Origin of the sequence: Shinella sp. G-2, assembly GCF_050172695.1 — a bacterium.
GTDB lineage: Bacteria > Pseudomonadota > Alphaproteobacteria > Rhizobiales > Rhizobiaceae > Shinella.
This window is the reverse complement of the sequence record NZ_JBBEYH010000017.1, coordinates 37,476-58,042: the sequence shown is the minus strand read 5'-3', so window position 1 is coordinate 58,042 and position 20,567 is coordinate 37,476. Positions and strand designations below refer to the sequence as shown.

Sequence of the window (20,567 nt, the reverse complement as noted above, 5' to 3'; positions counted from 1 at the left end):
CGGCGAAGTGGTCTAAAGCAGCCACACACATATCTCAGACAGGAGTTCGCAATGCGGCCGTCCGGCAGAAAAACCGATCAGATGCGCAAGGTTTCCTTCGAGCGCAACGTTTCCAAGCATGCCGAAGGCTCCTGTCTCGTCAAGTTCGGCGACACACATGTGCTGGTGACGGCGAGCCTCGAGGACAAGACCCCGCCGTGGCTGCGCAACAGCGGCAAGGGCTGGGTGACGGCCGAATACGGCATGCTGCCGCGCGCCACCGGCGACCGCATGAAGCGTGAAGCCGCCGCCGGCAAGCAGGGCGGCCGCACGCAGGAGATTCAGCGCCTCATCGGCCGTTCGCTGCGCGCCATCGTCGACCTCGAAGCCCTGGGCGAACGCCAGATCACCGTCGATTGCGACGTCATCCAGGCCGATGGCGGCACCCGCACCGCCTCCATCACCGGCGCGTGGATCGCCCTCCACGACTGCCTGAAGTGGATGGAAGCGCGCAACATGATCAAGGTCGAGAAAGTCCTGAAGGACCATGTCGCCGCGATCTCCTGCGGCATCTTCGCCGCCCAGTCGGTGATCGACCTCGACTATCTCGAAGACTCAGCCGCCGAGACCGATGCCAACTTCGTCATGACCGGTTCGGGCGGCATCGTCGAAATCCAGGGCACCGCGGAAGGCAAGCCGTTCACGGAGGAGGAGTTCTCCAGCCTGATGGCGCTCGCCCGCGCCGGCATCGCCGACCTCGTCGCCCTGCAGAAGCAGGCGATCGCCTGAGAAGGGCAGAACCATGACCGCCGCGATCGAAGGCATTCTCGAAACCGCGCTCTATGCGGACGACCTCGACGCGGCGGAAGCCTTCTATGGCGGCATCCTCGGCCTTGAGAGGATCACGCGGCAGGGCAACCGCCACGTCTTCTTTCGCTGCGGCGCCGGCGTTCTCCTGATCTTCAATGCGACGGAGACCGCCGTTCCGCCACCGCCACAGGCCTTTCCCGTACCGGTGCATGGCGCCAACGGCCCCGGCCATGCCTGTTTCCGCGTTCCCGGCCCCGCGCTTGATTTCTGGGTAAAAAAGCTGGAAGAAGCCGGCATCGCCATCGAAGCGGATTTTCGCTGGCCGAACGGCGCCCGCTCCATCTATTTCCGCGACCCCGCCGGCAACAGTCTCGAATGTGCCGAGCCCGGCCTCTGGAACATCGCTTAGGACCCTTATGCGCAAGCTCGATACCAAGACGATCGTCGTCGCCAGCCACAATGCCGGAAAGATCCGCGAGATCGAGGACCTGATCGGCCCCTTCGGCTTTTCCGCCAGGTCCGCCGCCGAACTGAAATTCGCGGAACCGGACGAGACGGGCACGACCTTCGAGGAAAACGCCGCGATCAAGGCGCTCGCCTCGGCGAAAGCCTCGGGCCTGCCGGCCCTCTCGGACGATTCCGGCCTCGTGATCGACGCGCTCGACGGCGCGCCGGGCGTCTACACCGCCAACTGGGCGGAAAAGGAAGACGGCACGCGCGACTTCGCGATGGCCATGGAGAAGGTCGAGACGGCGCTGGCCGACAAGGGCGCGACAGCCGCGAAGGACCGGACCGCGCGCTTCGTCTCCGTGCTCTGCCTCGCCTGGCCGGACGGCCATACCGAACTCTTCCGCGGCGAGGTGGAAGGCCACGTCGTCTGGCCGCCGCGCGGCGACAAGGGGTTCGGCTACGATCCCGTCTTCCAGCCGGAGGGCTACGAGACGACCTTCGGCGAGATGAGCGCGGAAGAAAAGCATGGCTGGAAGCCGGGCGACGCGACGGCGTTGTCGCACCGCGCCCGCGCCTTCAAGATCTTCGTCGAAACCTGCCTGAAGGCCTGAGGCGCGATGACGGCGGTGCCCTTCGATATCCGGCCGAGCATGGGTTCGGACCTTTCCGATCCCGGCTTCGGCATCTATGTGCACTGGCCGTTCTGTGCCGCCAAATGCCCCTATTGCGACTTCAACAGCCATGTGCGCCACCAGCCGGTCGACCAGCCGCGCTTCGTGCAGGCCTTCCTGAAGGAAATGGCGACGATGCGCCGGCTGACCGGCTCGCGCAGCGTCACCAGCATCTTCATGGGCGGCGGCACGCCCTCGCTGATGGCGCCGGAGACGGTGGACGCCATTCTCAATGGCATTGCCCGTCACTGGCATGTGCCCGACGGCATCGAGATCACCATGGAGGCGAACCCCTCCAGCGTGGAGGCGGAGCGCTTCCGCGGCTACCGCGCCGCCGGCGTCAACCGCGTCTCGCTCGGCGTGCAGGCGCTGAACGACCGCGACCTCAAATTCCTCGGCCGATTGCATGACGTCGCCGATGCGCTGAAAGCGATCCGCCTGGCGCGCGACATCTTCCCGCGCATGTCCTTCGACCTCATCTATGCCCGTCCGAACCAGACGGTGGAGGACTGGGACCGCGAACTGAAGGAGGCCGTGTCCTACGCGGTCGACCATCTTTCGCTGTACCAGCTCACCATCGAGGAGGGCACGCCCTTCTATGGCCTGCACAAGGCCGGCAAGCTGATCGTGCCCGACGGCGAGCAGTCCGCCGTGCTCTACGAGGTGACGCAGGAGATCACCGAGCGGGAAGGCATGCCGGCCTACGAGGTCTCCAACCATGCCCGTCCCGGTTCGGAAAGCCGCCACAACCTCACCTATTGGCGCTATGGCGACTATGTCGGCATCGGCCCCGGCGCCCATGGCCGCCTGACGACGGGCGGCGTGAAGCTCGCGACCGCCACGGAGCGCAAGCCGGAAGGCTGGCTGGAGCTCGTCGAGGCAGAGGGCCACGGCATGATCGACCAGGAAATCCTGGAGCGTGAGGCGCAGGCGGACGAGCTGCTGTTGATGGGGCTTCGCCTCAAGGAGGGCGTGGACCTTGCCCGCTGGCAGATGCTGTCCGGCCGCGACCCGGACCCGGATCGCGAACGTTTCCTCATCGAACACGGCTTCATCGAACGGCTCGGCAATTCGCGCCTGCGCTGCACGCCGGCCGGCATGCTGATCCTCGACGCCGTCGTCGCGGACCTTGCCTGCTAGGACATTGCCTTCAATCGCGAGAACGTCCCGGCTCCCCGGGCTCAGCCTGCCGGACGCGGGAGCGCCCGGCATTTCTACGGCGGATCCGGCTAGAGCATTTGCGGTGAAATCCGGTTCGCCGGAAATGCTCTAGCTTTTTGTTTTTACCGCATTCTCCGACGCCGAAGCGATCCCGCTTCGGCTGGAAATGCTCTAAATCCTTTTGTTTTCGTTTGTCTTTTCGGGAAAACCGGTTCCCACTTCTCCCTGACAAACTCTAGGCATCCACGGCCCGGCGCTTGTCCGAAAACATCCTCAGCACACGCCCGTCAATGGCCGCCAGCCCGAGGGCGATCAGGGCCATGCCGGCAAAATGCTTGGGCGCCAGCACCTCGCCCAGAACCAGCGCGCCGAGCAGGATGGCGCTGACGGGGATGAGGAAGGTCACGAGCATCAGGTTCGTCGCACCCGCCGTCGCCAGAATGCGGAAGAAGATGACATAGGCGAGCGCCGTCGCGAGAAGGGCAAGGCCGAGGAGCGCTGCCCAGGCCTCGGCCGAGGGCATGGCCAGTGTCCAGGGGCGGTCGACGACAAGCGCCACCGGCAGCATCAGCAATGCGGAGGCCGTCACCTGCCCCGCGGCCGGCAGCAGCGGCGGCAGGCCCATCCTGCGGAAGCGGCGGCCGAAGATGCCGGCGAGCGAATAGGAGAAGGCGGCGCCCAGCACGGCGAGCTGCGCCAGCACATCGGTGCCGAGATCCGAAAGGACCGACGGGCCGATCATCAGGGCGACGCCGAGGAAGCCGACCAGCACGCCGGCAAGCCGGCTGCCGGTCATCTTTTCGTCCTGCGTCAGCACATGGGCGACGATGACCGCGAAGAGTGGCGTGGTGGCATTGAGGATGGAGGCGAGGCCGCTCGCAATATGCGTCTGGCCCCAGACGATCAGCGAGAAGGGAATGATGTTGTTCATGACGCCCATGCCGAAGAAGGCGAGCCAGGCGTCGCGGCTGCGCGGCACGGCATGGCCCGACAGGCGCACGATCACCCAGAGCGCGATGGCGGCCAGCCCCACCCGGGCGGTGACGATGGTGAAGGGCGGCAACTCGCGCACCAGGATGCCGTTGAACAGGAATGAACCGCCCCACAGGAGCGAGAGCACGAGGAGGAGACCCCATTCGACGGAGGTCATGGGACGGGTGGACATGATGCGTTCCTTCCGGAAATTTTCTAAACCGAATGATGATGCCACGTGCCATTCCGTAGCGTTCATGCCATAATTCCGGTAATTTCCAGCGGTTACAAACGATCATATTTCGCCCAACAAGCGAGGAAAACTAAATCATGAACGGGCGCCTTCCTTCCCTGTCCGGCCTGCGCGCCTTCGAGGCGGCGGCACGGCATCTGAGCGTCACCCTCGCCGCCGGCGAGCTTAGCGTGACGCCCGGCGCGGTCAGCCTGCAGATCCGCGAACTGGAGCAGTCGCTGGGGGTGCAGCTCTTCCTGCGCCGGCCGCGGCAGCTTTCGCTGACGGAGGAGGGTGAAGGCTATTTCAAGGCGATGCGTTCGGCCTTCCGGATGATGCGCGAGGCGACGGACGAACTTCTGCTGCGCGCCCGGTCGCCGGCGACGCTCTCGATCAGTTGCACGCCGACCTTCGCCGCGCAGTGGCTTGTGCCGCGGCTGCCGAATTTCGAGGAGCGCGTGCCGGGCGCCGACATCCGCATCGGCGCGTCGAACCGTCTGGTTGATTTTGCCCGCGATGGCGTCGACATCGCCATCCGCCATGGTTTCGGCCGCTATGAGGGGCTGGTCAGCGAACGGCTGCTCGACGACGATCTCGTGCCCGTCATCGCCCCCGCATTGCGCGAGAGCACACCGCTCGACGCGCCCGGCGATCTCGCCCACCATGTGCTGATCCACGACGTGCACCGGCAGGACTGGCGGCTGTGGCTGGAGGCGATGGGCGCGACCGGCATCGATGCGCTGCGCGGCCCCGTCTTCACCGACAGCAACGGCGCCATCGAGGCGGCCAAGGCCGGCGACGGCGTGGCGCTGGTGCGGCTGTCGATGGTGGCGCGGGAAATCCGGGAGCGGCGGCTCGTTGCCCCCTTCCCGCGCGGCGTCTCGACGGGGCTTGCCTATTACATCGTCTATCCGCCCGGCGCGCTCGATCGGCCGGCCGTCGCGGCGCTGCGGGCATGGTTGACGGAGGAAGCCCGCGCGGTGCGCGGCAGTTGAGCGGCCGGATCAGTCCGGAAACTCTTCCATTCTCTGCATATAGGGCTTGAAGCCGGCACGCCCGTAGGTCGCCATGGCCTTGGGATGATCGTTCGTATCCGTGTGGAGCCAGATGCGGCGCGTGGCGGGCCCCCAGGCAGCGCGCAGCCCCGCATCCAGCAGGAAGGGGCCAAGCCGCCGACCATAGACCGCCGGGACCAGGCCGAAATGCGTGAGTTCCACATCCTCGCCCCGGAAACGGTCGAATTCGCAAAGGCCGACCGGCCTTCCCTCTTCCCGCAGCACGAAGGTGCGCGTCGTCTCAGCGGCGAGAAACGCCGCCAGCGTCTCGTGCGGCAAGCGCAGGCGCTGGTCCCAGCTGTATGGCCCGCCGATCTCCCGGTAGAGCGTCAGATAGGCTTCGACGGTGAGACGTTCGGCCTCGAGCGCGAGAGCGCCGGGCGGCATTGCCAGCGCGGCGTGCTCCGCCGGAGGCTCGAACCGTTCCAGATAGGTGACGAGAAGTCGCATGCCGGCCCTGCGGAAAGCGGAACGCCGTGCAGCCCCTGGCACGCACGGCGTTCGGTACGATGAAAGGCGCGAGGGCCTATTCGTTGATCAGGCGCTTCAAAAGCTCGATCTCGTGGCTGAGCTTGGTGTCGCCGGAGATCAGTTCCTCGATCTTGCGCACGGCATGCAGCACGGTCGTGTGGTCGCGCCCACCGAAGCGGCGGCCGATCTCCGGGAAGGAGCGCGGCGTCAGCGTCTTCGACAGATACATGGCGATCTGGCGCGGCTTGACGATGACGCGCGTGCGGCGGTTCGAGACCAGTTCCTGGCGCGAGACGTTGTAATGCTTGGCAACGACGCGCTGGATGTCCTCGATGCGGACACGGCGCGGTTCGCCGGCGGCGACGAGATGACCGAGCAGTTCATCGACACGCTCGATCGTCAGGTTCGGCTCGAAGGAGCGACGGAAGAGCAACTGGTTGAAGGCGCCTTCCAGCTCGCGGCCGCTGGCCGTGATGTTGCGGGCGACGTGGCTGAGAATGTCGACCGGGATATCGAGCGACTGGTCCTCCTGCTGCGCGGCGGCGAGGCGGCGCTTGAGGATTTCGAGGCGCATTTCATAGTCCGGCGCTTCCATCTCGATGGCGACGCCACCCTGAAGGCGCGAGCGCACGCGCGGATCGAGCGATTCCAGTTCCCACGGCGCGCGGTCGGCGGCGACGACGACCTGCTTGGCGGAATCGAGCAGCATGTTCAGCAGGTGGCAGAACTCGTTCTGGATCGAGTTGCCCTGCAGGAACTGCATGTCGTCGATGATCAGCAGGTCGATGTTGCGCAGCGTCTCCTTGAGGGAGAGCGCGTCGTTGTCGCGGATCGCGGTCGCGAAACGCCACATGAAGTATTCGGCCGTCAGGTAGACGACGCGCGGATTGCGGGCGCTGGAGAGGGCCCCGAGCGCGATCGCCTGGAGAAGATGCGTCTTGCCGAGGCCGACGCTGGAATGGATGAACAGCGGGTTGAAGCGCACGGCGCCGGCACCGGCTTCCGCAATCGTGCGGGCGGCGGCAAGGGCGACACGGTTCGAGGTGCCTTCGACGAAGGCGTCGAACGTGTAGCGCTGGTCGAGCGGCGAGCCGAAGAGCGGGCTGGACGGCTGGACGCGCGGCTGGGCAGCGGCTGCGACCGAAGCCACGGCGCTGGCCACCGGCTGCGGGCCACCGGCCGTACGGCGCGGCTGAGCCTGGGGAGCAGGTTCGACGGCCGCGGTTTCCTCGGCGACACCGATGCGGGCGCCGCGGGTCGCGGTGCGCACCAGGATTTCCACCTTGAGGATTTCCGAGTCTTCCTGCTGGAAGAGATTGGTGATGAGGTCGAGGTAGCGATTGTTGATCCACGACTTCAGGAAGGTCGTGGGCACCGAAAGGCGCACGACGCTCTTGGAGACCGAATGGATCTTCAGGCGTCCAAACCAGCTTGCGAAGACGTCCGGACCGACCTGCGCTTTCAGTCGCGCACTGACACGGTCGAAAAGCGCGTCCTGCTTCATATCGGTTGGAACTCCCGCCGCTGCCTGCACCCCTTCTTGCGGGAGCGCCTGTCGTGCATTTTCCCCGTTTGCGAATGCACCAGCCGTTCTGGCCGTATTCATCTGCATCTTGCCGCCTTTCATGCTTCTTCGCCGCGTCGGCATTCCTGCCGGCGCCTTTCATGTTTGCCGTCACCCAGCGGAGCCGAGCCATAGCCCGTCCGGGATCCGGTGTCCCGATTGCTCCGGCCCCCTACCTCCGGCGCAATCCCTGTTCCCAAACACAATGGGAGCCATTGCGATCCGGCATCATGCCCGATCTCCTGGTTCCCTTTGTGGCCGCGCCGTTCGCTCCCTCGTCGAACGTCCGGCGGGCATTCCCCTCATCATCCGGCCGTCCTCGCGGCCTGGAACCGGCGCAACCGAAGGTCGCAAAAAGCCTTTGCCAGAGTGCCAGGGGCACCTGGGGCAAGCTTTGCCTGTTTGATGATTTTACGAAGCGGAGCCGCTCCGTTACAGGGGACAAACAATCTCCGCTGCCTTGTGAGACAGTCTTGTCGGCGATCATTTTTAAGGCTGTGTCCGCGCCCCCTGTGGAAAGCATTTAGGCAGGATCAGGTACCAAGATCAATCACGAATTTTACGCAAAATTAAGGGGCGGGCGTTGACTCGGAAGGCCGTTTTTGACTCGGACTCAGGCCCTCCAACGAGAATCCGTTAGGAATCAATGGCTTTGTTTTCGGGTGGGTTTCGGACGGCCCGGAAAACGAAAAAAATAAAAATTCGCTTGACTCAAATTGCTGTCAAACTCCCGCAACGAAAGGGGCGAGCACGGGGGACAACCTCCCGCAAATAACTGAATTTAAAGGATTTTCCCCGTCACGCTTTTGACACGATCGAGCCTTGCGCGTTAACCATAGCGGGGCCGAAAAAGCAAAGAAAAAGCCCGGCGCAAGCGCCGGGCTTTTTCTAATATTGCATAGCTCGATGGGCTATCAGGCCGACATCGTCTTCACGCGGTTCGCCAGACGCGAGACCTTGCGGGATGCCGTGTTGGCATGAAGGACGCCCTTGGTGGCGGCGCGCATCAGTTCCGGCTGGGCAGCCTTCAGAGCGGCTGCGGCGACAGCCTGGTCGCCGGAGGCGATGGCTTCTTCGACCTTGCGGATGAAGTTGCGGACGCGCGAGCGGCGCGACTTGTTGACTGCGGTGCGCGCGGCGATCTTGCGGGTCGCCTTCTTTGCCGAGGTTGTATTTGCCATCTATGTCTCTCTTCAGAAATCTGACACAAACTCCACCCTCGCCGTGCCGGGTCACTGCGACCTGTCATCAAAGCAATTCGGGAGCAATATCGGAAAACCCTGGAGTTCGGCTTTCCAAACTGTGGGCGGCGTATAGCTGGAAACCACGGTGGCGTCAACGCGGATTCTGCAAGAAACGCCGCCCGACGGAATCAACGGTTGCGAAAAGCCGGCTTGCGCTTCTCGATGAAGGCCGCCATGCCCTCCTTCTGGTCTTCCGTGGCGAAGAGCGCATGGAACAGCCGGCGCTCGGCGCGCATGCCTTCCGACAACACGGTCTCATGGGCGCGGCTGACCGCCTCCTTCGCCATCATGGTGGAGGGCAGGGAGAAGCCGGCGATCTTTTCCGCCGCCGCCAGCGCCTCGTCCAGGAGCTTTTCCGGGGCGACGATGCGGGCAACGAGGCCGGAGCGCTCCGCCTCGGCGGCGTCCATCATGCGGCCGGTAAGAATGAGGTCCATGGCCTTGGCCTTGCCGAGCGCGCGCGTCAGGCGCTGCGTGCCGCCCATGCCGGGAATGATGCCGAGGGTGATCTCCGGCTGGCCGAACCTGGCGGTCTCCGAGGCGATGATGAAATCGCACATCATGGCCAGTTCGCAGCCGCCGCCGAGCGCGAAACCGCTGACGGCGGCGATCATCGGCTTGCGACAGGCCGCGACGTCGTCCCAGCCGGCGGCAAGGTCCTCGACCATGGCGTCGGCGAAGCCGTAGGGCTGCATCTCCTTGATGTCGGCGCCGGCGGCGAAGGCCTTCTCCGAACCGGTGATGACGATGGCGCCGATGCCGGCATCCGCCTCGAACCCGGCGAGCACGCCCTTCAACTCGTCGAGCAGCTGGCGGTTCAGCGCATTCAGCGCCTGCGGCCGGTTGAGCGTGATGAGGCCGACGCGCCCGCGCGTCTCCACCAGCAGGGTTTCATGGGCCATGTCTTTCTCCTCTTGGTTTCGGCAATTCTATTTCTGGCAGACGGCGCAATGGAAGGTCGACCGACCGCTCTGCACGATGCGGCCGATCGTGCCCGTGCAGCCGGGCGTGCGGCAAGGTTCCCCCTCGCGGTCGTAGACCGAGAAGGAATGCTGGAAATAGCCGAGCGAGCCATCGGCGCGGATATGGTCGCGCAGCGTCGAGCCGCCCGCCTCGATGGCATCGGCGATCACCTGCCGGATCGCCTCGGTGAGGACGACCAGCTCCTTCTTCGGCTTGCCGGCAGCCGTCACCAGCGTGCCGGCCAGCCGCTCCGGCGACAGATGCGCGCGCCACAGGGCCTCGCAGACATAGATGTTGCCGAGGCCCGCGATGTTCTTCTGGTCGAGCAGCGCGGCCTTCAGCGGCGTGCGCCGGCCGCGGAACTTTTCGGCGATATAGTCGGCATCGAGCGCATTGCCGGTCGGCTCCGTGCCGAGATCGCGGAAGAAGGCGTGGCCGGCGAGATCTTCGCGGCGTGCGATGTCCATGAAGCCGAAACGGCGCGGATCGTTGTAGACGACGCGGCGCTCGCCCTCGGCCGTTTCCAGATGGAAGACCACGTGGTCGTGCCTTGCATCCTTGCTGCGCGGGATGTGGAAGTCGCCGGGCGTTTCCGTCTCCACTCCTTCCACCCGGAAGGAGCCGGACATGCCGAGATGGGCGATGACCACGTCGCCGCCCTCCAGGTCGATCAGCAGATACTTGGCGCGCCGGCCGAGCGAGACGACGCGGCGGCCTTCCAGCATCTGCGAAAAGGCCGGGGGGAAGGGAAAGCGCAGATCCGGGCGCCGCAACTCCGCCCGGCGGATGCGCGATCCCTCCATGACGGGCGCAAGGCCGCGCCTGACCGTTTCCACTTCCGGCAATTCCGGCATTGTCCGCTCCTCGTCTTAACCTTGGGCGCATTTGCCGCGGCGCGGCATTTCCCTCTCGGCAATCTATGTCCTATATACCCGGCGAAGCGGCGGGCGTGGTGTTCAGATAGCGTGGCCTGCGGCAATTCGCTATGGTCTTTGCGGTAACGTGCCTGCGACAGACCGCCATGGAGACGACGATGACCGAACAGCGCACATCCGCAGACGGCGGCATGGAAACGTCCTACGGCTTCCGCGAGGTGCGCGAAGGCGAGAAGCAGGCGCTCGTCAACGACGTGTTCCACAAGGTCGCCAAGCGCTACGACATCATGAACGACGTCATGTCCGCGGGCCTGCACCGGGCCTGGAAGGACGCGATGATCGCGAGCCTCAACCCGCGCAAGGACGCGGCCTACAGGGTTCTGGACGTCGCCGGCGGCACGGGCGACATCGCCTTCCGCATCGTGGAAGCCTCCGGCCGCCTGGCGCACGCCACCGTGCTCGACATCAACGGCTCGATGCTCGGCGTGGGTGCGGACCGCGCGGCGAAGAAGGGGCTTTCGGCCAATCTCGACTTCGTCGAGGCCAATGCCGAGGACCTGCCCTTCGAGTCCGGCAGCTTCGATGCCTATACGATCGCCTTCGGCATCCGCAATGTGCCGCGCATCGACGTGGCGCTGTCGGAAGCCTATCGCGTGCTGAAGCGCGGTGGACGGCTGCTCGTGCTGGAATTCTCCGAGGTGGAGATGCCACTGCTCGACAAAGTCTATGACACCTGGTCGTTCAAGGCGATCCCGCAATTCGGCAAGATGATCACCGGCGATGCCGAGCCCTATCAGTATCTCGTGGAATCCATCCGCAAGTTCCCCAACCAGGAGGATTTTGCCGCGATGATCCGCACGGCCGGTTTTTCGCGCGTGAGCTACACCAACTATACCGGCGGCATCGCGGCGCTGCACTCCGGCTGGAAGCTCTGAGCATGACCCTTTTCTCCGTCCTGCGCAGCCTTTCCGCATGAGCGTTGTCGGCGCCTATTTCCGCCTTGCCCGGGTGGGCTGGGTTCTCGTGCGCGAGGGCGTCGTCTCGGCCCTGCCGGCCGAAGGCATGCCGCCGCTCGCCCGCACGGCGCAGGCTTTCGCCGGCCTCTTCGCGCGCCGCCGGTCCGCCCATAAGGGGCGCGGCGACAATCTCGCCCGCGCCATCGAGCGCCTCGGCCCCTCCTATGTGAAGATGGGTCAGTTCCTGGCGACCCGCCCCGACGTGGTGGGCGCGGAGATCGCCGTCGAACTTTCGGCCCTGCAGGACCGCATGGCGACCTTCCCGCGCGAGGCGGCCGTCGCCACGGTCGAAGGCTCGCTCGGCCGGCCGCTCGCCGATCTCTATACCAGCTTCGGCGACCCCATCGCCGCCGCCTCCATCGCTCAGGTCCATCCCGCCACGGTGCGCGACGCCAATGGCGAGCGACAGGTTGCCGTGAAGGTCATCCGCCCCGGCGTGCGCCAGCGTTTCGCGCACGATCTCGAAGCCATGTACGCCGCCTCGCGGCTGCAGGAGAAGATCCTGCCCAACACCCGCCGGCTGAAGCCGGTGGAGGTGACGCGCACGCTGGAGCAGACGACAAAGGTCGAGATGGACCTCCGGCTGGAAGCGGCCGCGCTGTCCGAACTCGGCGAGAACACCGGGGACGATCCCGGCTTCCGCGTGCCGACGGTCGACTGGGAGCGCACGGGGCGCGACGTCGTCACCATGGAATGGATCGACGGCATCAAGATGTCCGACGTCGAGGGGCTTCGCGCCGCCGGCCACGATCTCGACCGGCTCGCCGACACGCTGATCCAGTCCTTCCTGCGCCACACGCTGCGTGACGGCTTCTTCCATGCCGACATGCACCAGGGCAATCTCTTCGTCGATCCGCAGGGCGTGATCGTCGCGGTCGACATGGGCATCGTCGGGCGGCTCGGCAAGAAGGAACGCCGCTTCCTCGCCGAAATCCTCTACGGCTTCATCACGCGCGACTACCAGCGCGTCGCCGATGTGCATTTCGAGGCGGGCTACGTGCCCTCGCATCACGACACGGCAAGCTTCGCCCAGGCGATCCGGGCCATCGGCGAGCCGATCCACGGCCAGCCGGCCGAGACGATCTCCATGGCCAAGCTGCTGACCCTGCTTTTCGAGGTGACGGAACTCTTCGACATGGAGACCCGCACCGAACTCGTCATGCTGCAGAAGACCATGGTGGTGGTGGAGGGCGTGTCGCGCACGCTGAACCCGCGCTTCAACATGTGGAAGGCCTCCGAGGGGGTCGTCGGCGACTGGATCCGCGACAATCTCGGCCCCAAGCGGCTGCTGACGGACCTGCGCGACGGCGCGCATGCCGCCCTCCGGTTGGCGGAAGCGGCACCGGAGATCGCGGCCAAGGCCGAAAAATTCTCGCAGGACCTGACCGCCATGGCGGAACGCGGCCTGCGCTTCGACGCGGAAACCGCCGAGGCGATCGGCCGGTCCGAGGCGCGCCACAGCCGGTCCGGCCGCCTCGCGCTCTGGGTCATCGCGGCGACGCTCGTCTATATCGCCTGGAAGCTCCACTGATCCCGCGCCGCTTGACCGGCGCCGGCCCGGCGCTAGTCTCCCCGTCATGAGCGAAGAACCGATCAGCATCGCCGAACCGCAACCCTTCCTCGAACGGGCGCGCCGGCAGCTGCGCGGGCTCTATTTCGGACGCGACCGGGAGGCGATCCGCTTCCAGGTCGGCATGCTGCTGGTCGATGTCGCGGTGCTCGCCTTCTTCGTCGCCGGGCCTTACCTGCGCACCGGCTCGGCCTATGTCATCGTCGACTATCTCATCGCGGCCGTCATCGCCTTCGAGCTCGGCGCGCGGGCGCTGATCGCGCCGAACCTGCGCTACTGGGCGATGCGGCCGATGACCTGGGTGGACGTCGTCATCCTCGGCACGCTGCTCTTTCCCAACCAGCTGCACAACTTCGCCTTCCTGCGCGTCCTGCGCATCTGGGCGATCAGCCAGAGCAAGCTGGTAACGCTGATGCTGCGGCGGACCGGCCATGGCGACAAGGAAGACATCATCCAGGCCTGCGTGAATTTCCTCGTCTTCCTCTTCCTCGTCACCGGCTTCGTCTACAGCAATTTCTTCTACGGCGCGGAGGGCTTTGCCGGCTTCGTCGACGCGCTCTATTTCTCCGTCGCGACCGTCACCACGACGGGCTTCGGCGATATCGTCCTGCCCGGCACGCTCGGCAAGCTCACCGCCATCGTCACCATGATCATCGGCATCTCGCTTTTCGTGCGGCTCGCGCAGGCGATCATCCGGCCCTACAAGGTGACGTTCCCCTGCCCGCAATGCGGCCTGTCCCGTCACGAGGCCGACGCCGTGCACTGCAAGGCCTGCGGCCATGTCCTGAACATTCCCGACGAGGGCGCCTGAACGCAAATCCGCCCCATCTTGCCCCGTCCCGCCCGTTCCCGCCTGGACGGGACCGTGCTACTTTAGCGATGCCGGATCGACCGAGGGATCGCCGGGCAGACCGCACAACCAAGGGCCAGAGGGGACCGTCCATGCGCACGATCATGCTTGTTTCCGCCATCGCAGCCTTATCCTTCGTCGCACCGTCCTTCGCCGGCGTCATGCCGGACGCCACATCGCTGCGGCAGACGAGCCTTGTCGAACTCGCCACCCACTACTACGGCCACAAGCCGAAGTGTTTCTTCAAGAAAATCAAGAAGCACGACTACTATGGCAACGTCATCATCAAGAAGGTGAAGGTCTGCCGCTAGGCAGCCCGCCGCCCGACAAGGCTTGGAAATGCCGTGGCAACGGGGTAGGACGGGATGACCGCCCTTCCCTCGGCCGGTCGTGCGCCTCATGAGCCCGGGACCCGCCATGCCGCTTGCAGGAAAACGCATCCTTCTCGTCATCTCCGGCGGCATCGCCGCCTACAAGAGCCTCGACCTCATCCGCCGCCTGCGCGAGCGCGGCGCGGAGGTGCGGCCCGTCATGACGGCGGGCGCGCGGGAATTCGTGACGCCGCTTGCCGTCGGCGCGCTTTCGGCGGGGCATGTCTATACGGACCTCTTCTCCCGCGAGGACGAGCAGGATGTCGGCCATATCCGGCTGGCGCGCGACTGCGACCTCATCGTCGTCGCCCCCGCCACGGCCGACCTGATGGCCAAGATGGCAAACGGCCATGCCGACGACCTTGCCTCCACCGTGCTGCTCGCCACCGACCGGCCGGTGCTGGTCGCCCCCGCCATGAACCCGAAGATGTGGGCGCATCCGGCGACGCGCCGCAATGTCGAGACACTGCGCAAGGACGGGCTTTCCTTCGTCGGCCCCAATGCCGGCGAGATGGCGGAAGGCGGCGAGGCCGGCCTTGGACGCATGGCCGAGCCGCTGGAGATCGTCGCCGCCGTGGAAGGCCTTCTGGACGGCGGGGCGAAACCGCTTGCCGGCCGCACCGCCATCGTCACCTCCGGCCCGACGCATGAGCCGATCGACCCGGTGCGCTACATCGCCAACCGTTCCTCCGGCCGGCAGGGCCACGCCATCGCGGCCGCCCTCGCCCGGCTCGGCGCCGACGTGACGCTCGTCTCCGGCCCCGTCACGCTGCCCGATCCCAAGGGGGTTGATGTCATCAGGGTCGAGCGGGCGGAAGAGATGCTGCAGGCCGTGCTCGGCGCGCTGCCGGCGGATATCGCCGTCATGGTCGCGGCCGTCGCCGACTGGCGCGTGGCGACGGCGAACACGGAGAAGATCAAGAAGAAGCCGGGCGAAGGCCCGCCGCCGCTGCTGCTCGCGGAAAACCCCGATATCCTGAAGACCATCGGCCATCACGCGCAGCGCCCGAAGGTCGTCGTCGGCTTTGCCGCCGAGACGCAGGACGTCGAGACCAACGGCCGTGTGAAGCTTCAGAAGAAGGGGGCCGACGTCATCGTCGCCAACGACGTCTCTCCCGAGACCGGCATCATGGGCGGCACGCATAACAGCGTGAAGCTGATCACCGCCGCCGGCATCGAGCAATGGCCCGATCTGTCGAAGGATGCGGTTGCGGACCGTCTTGCGGCGTGGATCGCGGCGCGGCTTACTTGACGAGGGCGAGCTTGGCTTCCATCGCGCCGGCCGGGCGGCCGGCGGGCGAGAAGATGCGCATGTCGACGCCGTTTTCCCCCAGCACGACGGCGCTGCCGTCGGGGATTTCCACCCAGGCTTCCGTATCGTCGTTCAGCGGTTCGGACACGAGGCAGTAGCCGCCGGTTTCCCCCATCGGCGCGGCATAAAGCGTCGGCGCCTTGAAGTCGGTGGCGTAGCGCACCGCATAAAGCTGATCGCCATCGGAGAAGGCCGCCGTGAAGCGCACCAGAACGCGACGCTCCAGATGCGCGGCGAGACGCTCGACGAAGGCGATCGTCTCGGCCATCGCGCCGAGCGGATCGCGGGCGAGACCGAACTGCAGGGCAAGCAGGAAGAGCAGCTCCGAATCCGTCGAGCCGGTCCGGGCGTGATAGAGATCGTTGTCGAGCATGGTTTCGAGCGGGCGGCAGAGATGCTCGAAATCGGCGATCTGGCCGTTGTGCATGAAGGACCAGACGCCATGCACGAAGGGATGGCAATTGTCGCGCCGCGTGCCGCCGCCGGTCGCGGCGCGCACATGGGCAAGGAAGAGCGGCGAGCGGACCTGGCGGGCGATGCTCCGGAGATTGCAGTCCGACCAGGCGGGCAGGATGTCACGGTAGCGGCCGGGCTCCGGCCGTTCGCCGTACCAGGCGATGCCGAAGCCGTCGCCATTGGTGGCCGTCTTGGCGCGGGTGGCGCAGTGGGATTGTTCGATCAGCGAGTGGGCGGGCGAGGAGACGAGTTCCTCGAGATAAAGCGGCTCTCCGCGATAGGCTGCCCAACGGCACATGACACTTCCCGCTTGAAAGGACCGGTGGAAACCGGTGTTTGATCCGACGCATTAACCATGGCACTGCCCGGATTTTCAACGCAAATGGGTAAAAATGCGTTAACGAATGTAAACGGGCCGAAACCATGCGTGTCATTATGATGACGGGCAGAAAACCGGGCAGTTTCCGGCGGAACATTGTTTTGTGAACACTGCGTTTCAAACCGGCCCGATTTCGTGAACAATGGCCACGGCGTATAAGGGCTGCAAGCAACCCAGTCGAAAGGACCCAGCCATGTCCATACGCCCCGTAAAACACGAAAGCATCGCCCGTCCCGCCATGGAAGGCGCCGGCGTCAAGCTGCACCGCGTCTTCGGTTTCGGCGATCCGTCGATGACCGACCCCTTCCTGATGATGGACGATTTCCGCAACGACGATCCGCAGGACTATATCCGCGGCTTCCCCTGGCACCCGCATCGCGGCATCGAGACCATCACCTATGTGCTGGCCGGCACCGTCGAACACGGCGACAGCCTCGGCAATCACGGCGTGATGGGCGCCGGCGACGTGCAGTGGATGACCGCCGGCAGCGGCATCCTGCACCAGGAGATGCCGCGCGGCGACTTTGCCGGCAAGATGCACGGCTTCCAGCTCTGGGCCAACCTGCCCTCGTCGCTGAAGATGACCGCGCCGCGCTACCAGGACATCAAGTCCGCCGACATCCCCGTCGTCGTCGATGACGACGGCACGGCAGCGCGCATCATCGCCGGCAGCTTCTGGGGCAAGACCGGCCCGGTCGACGGCATCGCCGCCGAGCCCGTCTATCTCGACATTTCCGTGCCGCCGGGCAAGACGAAGCGCCTGCCGGTCGACACCTACCGGTCGGCCTTCGCCTATATCTTCGCCGGATCCGGCACGTTCCGCGACGCTTCGAAACCCTTCGGCGTGAAGGTGGAGAAGGAATATGAGGGCGAGGAGCTGAACATCCGCGACCTCTCCGGCAACCGCACGCTCGTCGTCTTCGACACCGGCGACGAAGTGACGGTGCAGGCGGGCGAGAAGGGCATCCGGTTCCTGCTCGTCTCCGGCAAGCCGATCGAGGAGCCCGTCGCCTGGCATGGCCCGATCGTGATGAACACGCAGGCCGAATTGCAGCAGGCGATGCGCGAACTGCGCAACGGCACCTTCATCAAGCCGGCGCATTGACGCTGGCCCATGAAACCCTATCCTTCCGCCGTACCCTGCGGCGGAAGGATTGCATATGCGCATCGACGGGCAGTGCCATTGCGGCTTCGTGACCTACGAGGCCGAAATCGACCCCGGGGCAGTCTCCATCTGCCACTGCGCGGATTGCCAGCGGCTGACCGGCTCACCCTACCGGGTGACCGCCACCGTGCCGCGTGCGGCCGTGCACCTTACCGGCAACCCGCCGCAACTCTACACCAAGACCGCCGAGAACGGCCGCCAGCGGCTGCAGTATTTCTGTCCCGAATGCGGATCGCCGCTCTTCGCCACCGGCACGGGGGACGATGCCGAGACCTGGGGCATCCGCTGGGGCAGCATCAACCAGCGCGCCCACCTGAGGCCCGTGCGCCAGATCTGGTGCGCATCCGCCACGGACTGGTTCGGCGAGACGGCCGCGCTGCCCGGCAAGCCCAGGGACTGAGCCATGGCGTCAGGCCGTTTCCGCATCTGCAGAACGGGCATCGACGGCATCGAAGCGGTCTTCGCCGACAGCCGCCATGCCTTCGCGCGCCACACGCACGAGACCTATGGCATCGGCGTGGTCGAGCGCGGCGCGCAGAGATCGGCGAGCGGGCGCGGTCAGGTCGAGGCCGCGGCTGGCGACACCATCACCGTCAATCCTGGCGAGGTGCATGACGGGGCGCCCATCGGCGATGCGCCGCGCGCCTGGCGCATGCTCTACCTGCAGCCCACCGTCGTCGCGGCGGCCGCCGAGGATATCTTCGAGGGCCGGCCGCGCGAGGAATTTCATGCGCCGGTGCTGGCGGACGGGCGCATCGCCGGGCTCGTTGCAGCAACGCTCGACGCCCTGACGGACGAGCGCACCGGGCCGCTCGGACGCGATGAGCGCCTTTTCCTGCTGCTCGCCGCAGTCCTGCGCGAGCAGAAGCCGCGACGGGAGGGCGTCGCCGCATCCGCCGTCGCGCGCGCCCGGGAACGGCTCGACAGCAGCCCAGCCTCGGCCGTCACGCTGGAGAGCCTTGCCGCCGATTGCGGTCTCGGGCGTTTCCGGCTGCTGCGCGATTTCGCCCGCGCGACGGGTCTCACGCCGCATGCCTACCTGCTGCAACGCCGCACGGAGCTTGCCCGCCGGCTAATTGGCGGCGGCACGCCGCTTGCCGACGCCGCCATCACGGCGGGCTTTGCCGACCAGAGCCACATGACGCGCAACTTCACGCGCCGCTACGGCTATACGCCCGGCGCCTATCTCGCCGCCCTCGTCTGACAGCGCAATTTCGTTCAAGACCCAGGCCCAGCGCGCGGTGTTTCCTGCCGTTCTTTCGGCATCTGGGAACCCGCCATGACACTTGAATTCCTCATCACCTCGCTCGTCGTCATCCTGCTGCCGGGCACCGGCGTGATCTATACGCTGGCGCTCGGCATCAGCGGCGGCTTTCGCGCCGGGCTGCTTGCCGCCTTCGGCTGCACGCTCGGCATCGTCCCGCATATCCTCGCCAGCGTCGTCGGCCTTGCCGCTCTCCTGCATGCCAGCGCGCTCGCCTTCGAGGTGCTGCGCTATATCGGCGTCGCCTATCTGCTCTTCATCGCCTGGAGCCTGCTGCGCGAGAGCAATGCGCTGGACCTCGGCCCCCAGGAGGCGCCGGCGGAAAAGGCGCTGCGCATCGTGCGCAAGGGCATCCTCACCAATATCTTCAATCCGAAGCTCTCGCTGTTCTTCCTGGCCTTCCTCCCGCAATTCGTACCGGCAAGCGCCACCGGCGCAACGGGACAGATGCTCCTCCTCGGCGGCGTCTTCATGCTGCTGACCTTTCTCGTCTTCGCGCTCTATGCCGGGCTCGCGGCGGGCCTGCGCCAGCAGGTGCTGAGCCGGCCGAAGATCATGGTCTGGACGCAGCGCAGCTTTGCCGCCGCACTCGGGCTGATGGGCCTGCGGCTGGCGCTTGCCGATCGCTGACGGTCACGTCCACAGCGCGTGGAAATGGTGGAGCGGCCCGTGGCCGCTGCCGACGGACAGCGCATCGGAGGCCCGCACCGCGCCGGCGACGAAGCGCTTCGCCGCCGCCGCCGCGTCGGCAAGCGGCCGCCCCTTGCCGAGCTCCGCGGCAAGGGCGCTCGACAGCGAGCAGCCGGTGCCATGGGTGTTGCGCGTCAGGACGCGCACGCCCTCGAACCACGAAAGTCCCTCCGGCGTCGCCAGCACGTCCGGGCTTTCGGCGCCCGGCAGATGCCCACCCTTCAGCAGCACCGCCATCGGGCCGAGCGCGAGAAGGCGCCGCGCCTGATCCGCCATGGCCGCGCGGTCGACCGCCTCCGCCTCGCCCAGCAGCACTGCGGCTTCCGGCAGGTTCGGCGTCAGCACCGTCGCAAGCGGCAGCAACCGGCCGACAAGCGCTGCGACCGCCTCCCGCGCCAGAAGCGAGGCGCCGCCCTTGGCCACCATGACGGGATCCAGCACGACGGGCACGCCGCGATGGGGCGACAGGGCATCGGCCACGGCGACGGCGATCTCCGCCGAGGCGATCATGCCGATCTTCACCGCATCGACACGCACGTCGCGAAAGACATCGGCGATCTGCGCGGCAACGAAGGCGGGCGGCACGAGGTGCACGCCGGAAACGCCCTGCGTGTTCTGCGCCGTCAACGCCGTCAGCACGGCCATGCCATAGGTGCCGCAGGCGGCGAAGGTCTTGAGATCGGCCTGGATGCCCGCGCCGCCGGACGGGTCCGAGCCCGCGATCGAAAGACTGTTTGCAATGGCCATCGCGCCTCCTTCGGGCGGAGGCGGCCTTCGGGCAGCGGCGATGCGGCACCCGTGGACTCCCTCCGCCGGCATGATCCGGTTCAGGTTCAAAGGGTGCTTCTCAGCCCGCCTTCCGGCGGACGCCCCTGTCTCGGGATGGTTTTGGCAGATGCGGGGCAGGCTGTCACGTCGAAAGTGGCGGGGGCCAATTCCCGCAAGCGCGCCGGCTCATTCTGCCCGTCGATGCCGGCAAACCGCCGACGCGGCGGCTGCGAGAGAATGGCAGCGCGCCACGCCGTGGCAATCTGGAAACGCGGCACG

The 20,567-nt window shown here is 66.2% G+C and carries 22 protein-coding genes and 1 riboswitch; of the genes, 14 read left to right on the top strand and 8 right to left on the bottom strand.

Features of this window, described 5'->3' with window-relative positions:
* The first annotated feature begins 51 nt into the window (after positions 1 to 51).
* The 4 genes from rph to hemW are packed head-to-tail and all read left to right on the top strand — an operon-like array spanning position 52 to position 3,050.
* On the top strand, positions 52 to 768 hold the full coding sequence (gene rph, locus V8U06_RS20885) for a ribonuclease PH (RefSeq protein WP_427142333.1): 717 nt from the start codon (positions 52 to 54) through the stop codon (positions 766 to 768).
* A gap of 13 nt (positions 769 to 781) precedes the next feature.
* Positions 782 to 1,198 carry a VOC family protein gene (locus tag V8U06_RS20880; protein WP_427142332.1) on the top strand — a complete coding sequence of 139 codons (417 nt, stop codon included), beginning with the start codon at positions 782 to 784 and terminating at the stop codon, positions 1,196 to 1,198.
* A gap of 7 nt (positions 1,199 to 1,205) precedes the next feature.
* The gene (rdgB, locus tag V8U06_RS20875) at positions 1,206 to 1,850 is read left to right on the top strand and encodes an RdgB/HAM1 family non-canonical purine NTP pyrophosphatase (protein WP_427142331.1); all 645 of its coding nucleotides are present in this window, start codon (positions 1,206 to 1,208) and stop codon (positions 1,848 to 1,850) included.
* Between the two features lie 6 nt (positions 1,851 to 1,856).
* Positions 1,857 to 3,050: a radical SAM family heme chaperone HemW gene (gene hemW, locus V8U06_RS20870; RefSeq protein WP_427142330.1), complete on the top strand. Its 1,194-nt coding sequence runs from the start codon at positions 1,857 to 1,859 to the stop codon at positions 3,048 to 3,050.
* A 256-nt stretch (positions 3,051 to 3,306) separates the two neighbouring features.
* Here the strand turns inward: hemW and V8U06_RS20865 are convergent, their stop codons facing one another.
* Positions 3,307 to 4,236: a DMT family transporter gene (locus V8U06_RS20865; protein WP_427142329.1), complete on the bottom strand. Its 930-nt coding sequence runs from the start codon at positions 4,234 to 4,236 to the stop codon at positions 3,307 to 3,309.
* A 137-nt stretch (positions 4,237 to 4,373) separates the two neighbouring features.
* On the opposite strand from V8U06_RS20865, the gene gcvA reads away from it, so the two are divergent.
* Positions 4,374 to 5,270: a transcriptional regulator GcvA gene (gcvA, locus tag V8U06_RS20860; RefSeq protein ID WP_427142328.1), complete on the top strand. Its 897-nt coding sequence runs from the start codon at positions 4,374 to 4,376 to the stop codon at positions 5,268 to 5,270.
* A 9-nt stretch (positions 5,271 to 5,279) separates the two neighbouring features.
* On the opposite strand, the gene V8U06_RS20855 is transcribed toward gcvA, so the two are convergent.
* The 5 genes from V8U06_RS20855 to mutM form a co-directional block, all read right to left on the bottom strand.
* Positions 5,280 to 5,780 carry a GNAT family N-acetyltransferase gene (locus tag V8U06_RS20855; protein ID WP_427142327.1) on the bottom strand — a complete coding sequence of 167 codons (501 nt, stop codon included), beginning with the start codon at positions 5,778 to 5,780 and terminating at the stop codon, positions 5,280 to 5,282.
* 76 nt (positions 5,781 to 5,856) lie between these two features.
* Positions 5,857 to 7,413 carry a chromosomal replication initiator protein DnaA gene (gene dnaA, locus V8U06_RS20850; protein WP_427142326.1) on the bottom strand — a complete coding sequence of 519 codons (1,557 nt, stop codon included), beginning with the start codon at positions 7,411 to 7,413 and terminating at the stop codon, positions 5,857 to 5,859.
* Between the two features lie 866 nt (positions 7,414 to 8,279).
* Complete coding sequence (gene rpsT / locus V8U06_RS20845) at positions 8,280 to 8,546, bottom strand: 30S ribosomal protein S20 (RefSeq protein ID WP_226920817.1); 267 nt, start codon at positions 8,544 to 8,546, stop codon at positions 8,280 to 8,282.
* A 191-nt stretch (positions 8,547 to 8,737) separates the two neighbouring features.
* Entirely contained in the window at positions 8,738 to 9,511 is a 774-nt protein-coding gene (locus tag V8U06_RS20840) for an enoyl-CoA hydratase (RefSeq protein ID WP_427142325.1), read from the bottom strand.
* A gap of 27 nt (positions 9,512 to 9,538) precedes the next feature.
* Positions 9,539 to 10,426, bottom strand: coding sequence for a bifunctional DNA-formamidopyrimidine glycosylase/DNA-(apurinic or apyrimidinic site) lyase (gene mutM / locus V8U06_RS20835; RefSeq protein ID WP_427142324.1), 888 nt, complete (start codon positions 10,424 to 10,426; stop codon positions 9,539 to 9,541).
* Between the two features lie 179 nt (positions 10,427 to 10,605).
* Here mutM and ubiE point away from each other — a divergent pair, with 179 nt between their 5' ends.
* From ubiE to coaBC, 5 genes are all read left to right on the top strand, one after another.
* A complete protein-coding gene (gene ubiE, locus V8U06_RS20830; RefSeq protein WP_427142323.1) occupies positions 10,606 to 11,382 on the top strand; it encodes a bifunctional demethylmenaquinone methyltransferase/2-methoxy-6-polyprenyl-1,4-benzoquinol methylase UbiE in 777 nt (258 codons plus the stop codon).
* 37 nt (positions 11,383 to 11,419) lie between these two features.
* Entirely contained in the window at positions 11,420 to 12,994 is a 1,575-nt protein-coding gene (ubiB, locus tag V8U06_RS20825; RefSeq protein ID WP_427142322.1) for a 2-polyprenylphenol 6-hydroxylase, read from the top strand.
* Between the two features lie 46 nt (positions 12,995 to 13,040).
* Positions 13,041 to 13,844: a potassium channel family protein gene (locus V8U06_RS20820; protein WP_427142321.1), complete on the top strand. Its 804-nt coding sequence runs from the start codon at positions 13,041 to 13,043 to the stop codon at positions 13,842 to 13,844.
* A gap of 131 nt (positions 13,845 to 13,975) precedes the next feature.
* Positions 13,976 to 14,194: a hypothetical protein gene (locus V8U06_RS20815; RefSeq protein ID WP_427142320.1), complete on the top strand. Its 219-nt coding sequence runs from the start codon at positions 13,976 to 13,978 to the stop codon at positions 14,192 to 14,194.
* Positions 14,195 to 14,300: 106 nt separating this feature from the next.
* The gene (gene coaBC / locus V8U06_RS20810; RefSeq protein WP_427142365.1) at positions 14,301 to 15,506 is read left to right on the top strand and encodes a bifunctional phosphopantothenoylcysteine decarboxylase/phosphopantothenate--cysteine ligase CoaBC; all 1,206 of its coding nucleotides are present in this window, start codon (positions 14,301 to 14,303) and stop codon (positions 15,504 to 15,506) included.
* On the opposite strand, the gene V8U06_RS20805 is transcribed toward coaBC, so the two are convergent.
* Positions 15,499 to 16,320 carry a class II glutamine amidotransferase gene (locus tag V8U06_RS20805; RefSeq protein ID WP_226920833.1) on the bottom strand — a complete coding sequence of 274 codons (822 nt, stop codon included), beginning with the start codon at positions 16,318 to 16,320 and terminating at the stop codon, positions 15,499 to 15,501. The genes coaBC and V8U06_RS20805 overlap by 8 nt on opposite strands.
* A gap of 274 nt (positions 16,321 to 16,594) precedes the next feature.
* Here V8U06_RS20805 and V8U06_RS20800 point away from each other — a divergent pair, with 274 nt between their 5' ends.
* From V8U06_RS20800 to V8U06_RS20785, 4 genes are all read left to right on the top strand, one after another.
* Positions 16,595 to 17,506: a pirin family protein gene (locus V8U06_RS20800; RefSeq protein WP_427142319.1), complete on the top strand. Its 912-nt coding sequence runs from the start codon at positions 16,595 to 16,597 to the stop codon at positions 17,504 to 17,506.
* A 55-nt stretch (positions 17,507 to 17,561) separates the two neighbouring features.
* On the top strand, positions 17,562 to 17,966 hold the full coding sequence (locus V8U06_RS20795; protein WP_427142318.1) for a GFA family protein: 405 nt from the start codon (positions 17,562 to 17,564) through the stop codon (positions 17,964 to 17,966).
* Positions 17,967 to 17,969: 3 nt separating this feature from the next.
* Entirely contained in the window at positions 17,970 to 18,770 is an 801-nt protein-coding gene (locus V8U06_RS20790) for an AraC family transcriptional regulator (protein ID WP_427142317.1), read from the top strand.
* A gap of 75 nt (positions 18,771 to 18,845) precedes the next feature.
* On the top strand, positions 18,846 to 19,460 hold the full coding sequence (locus V8U06_RS20785; protein WP_427142316.1) for a LysE family translocator: 615 nt from the start codon (positions 18,846 to 18,848) through the stop codon (positions 19,458 to 19,460).
* A 3-nt stretch (positions 19,461 to 19,463) separates the two neighbouring features.
* On the opposite strand, the gene thiD is transcribed toward V8U06_RS20785, so the two are convergent.
* On the bottom strand, positions 19,464 to 20,267 hold the full coding sequence (gene thiD, locus V8U06_RS20780; protein ID WP_427142315.1) for a bifunctional hydroxymethylpyrimidine kinase/phosphomethylpyrimidine kinase: 804 nt from the start codon (positions 20,265 to 20,267) through the stop codon (positions 19,464 to 19,466).
* A gap of 40 nt (positions 20,268 to 20,307) precedes the next feature.
* A riboswitch (TPP riboswitch) is annotated at positions 20,308 to 20,404 on the bottom strand.
* Positions 20,405 to 20,567: the final 163 nt, after the last annotated feature.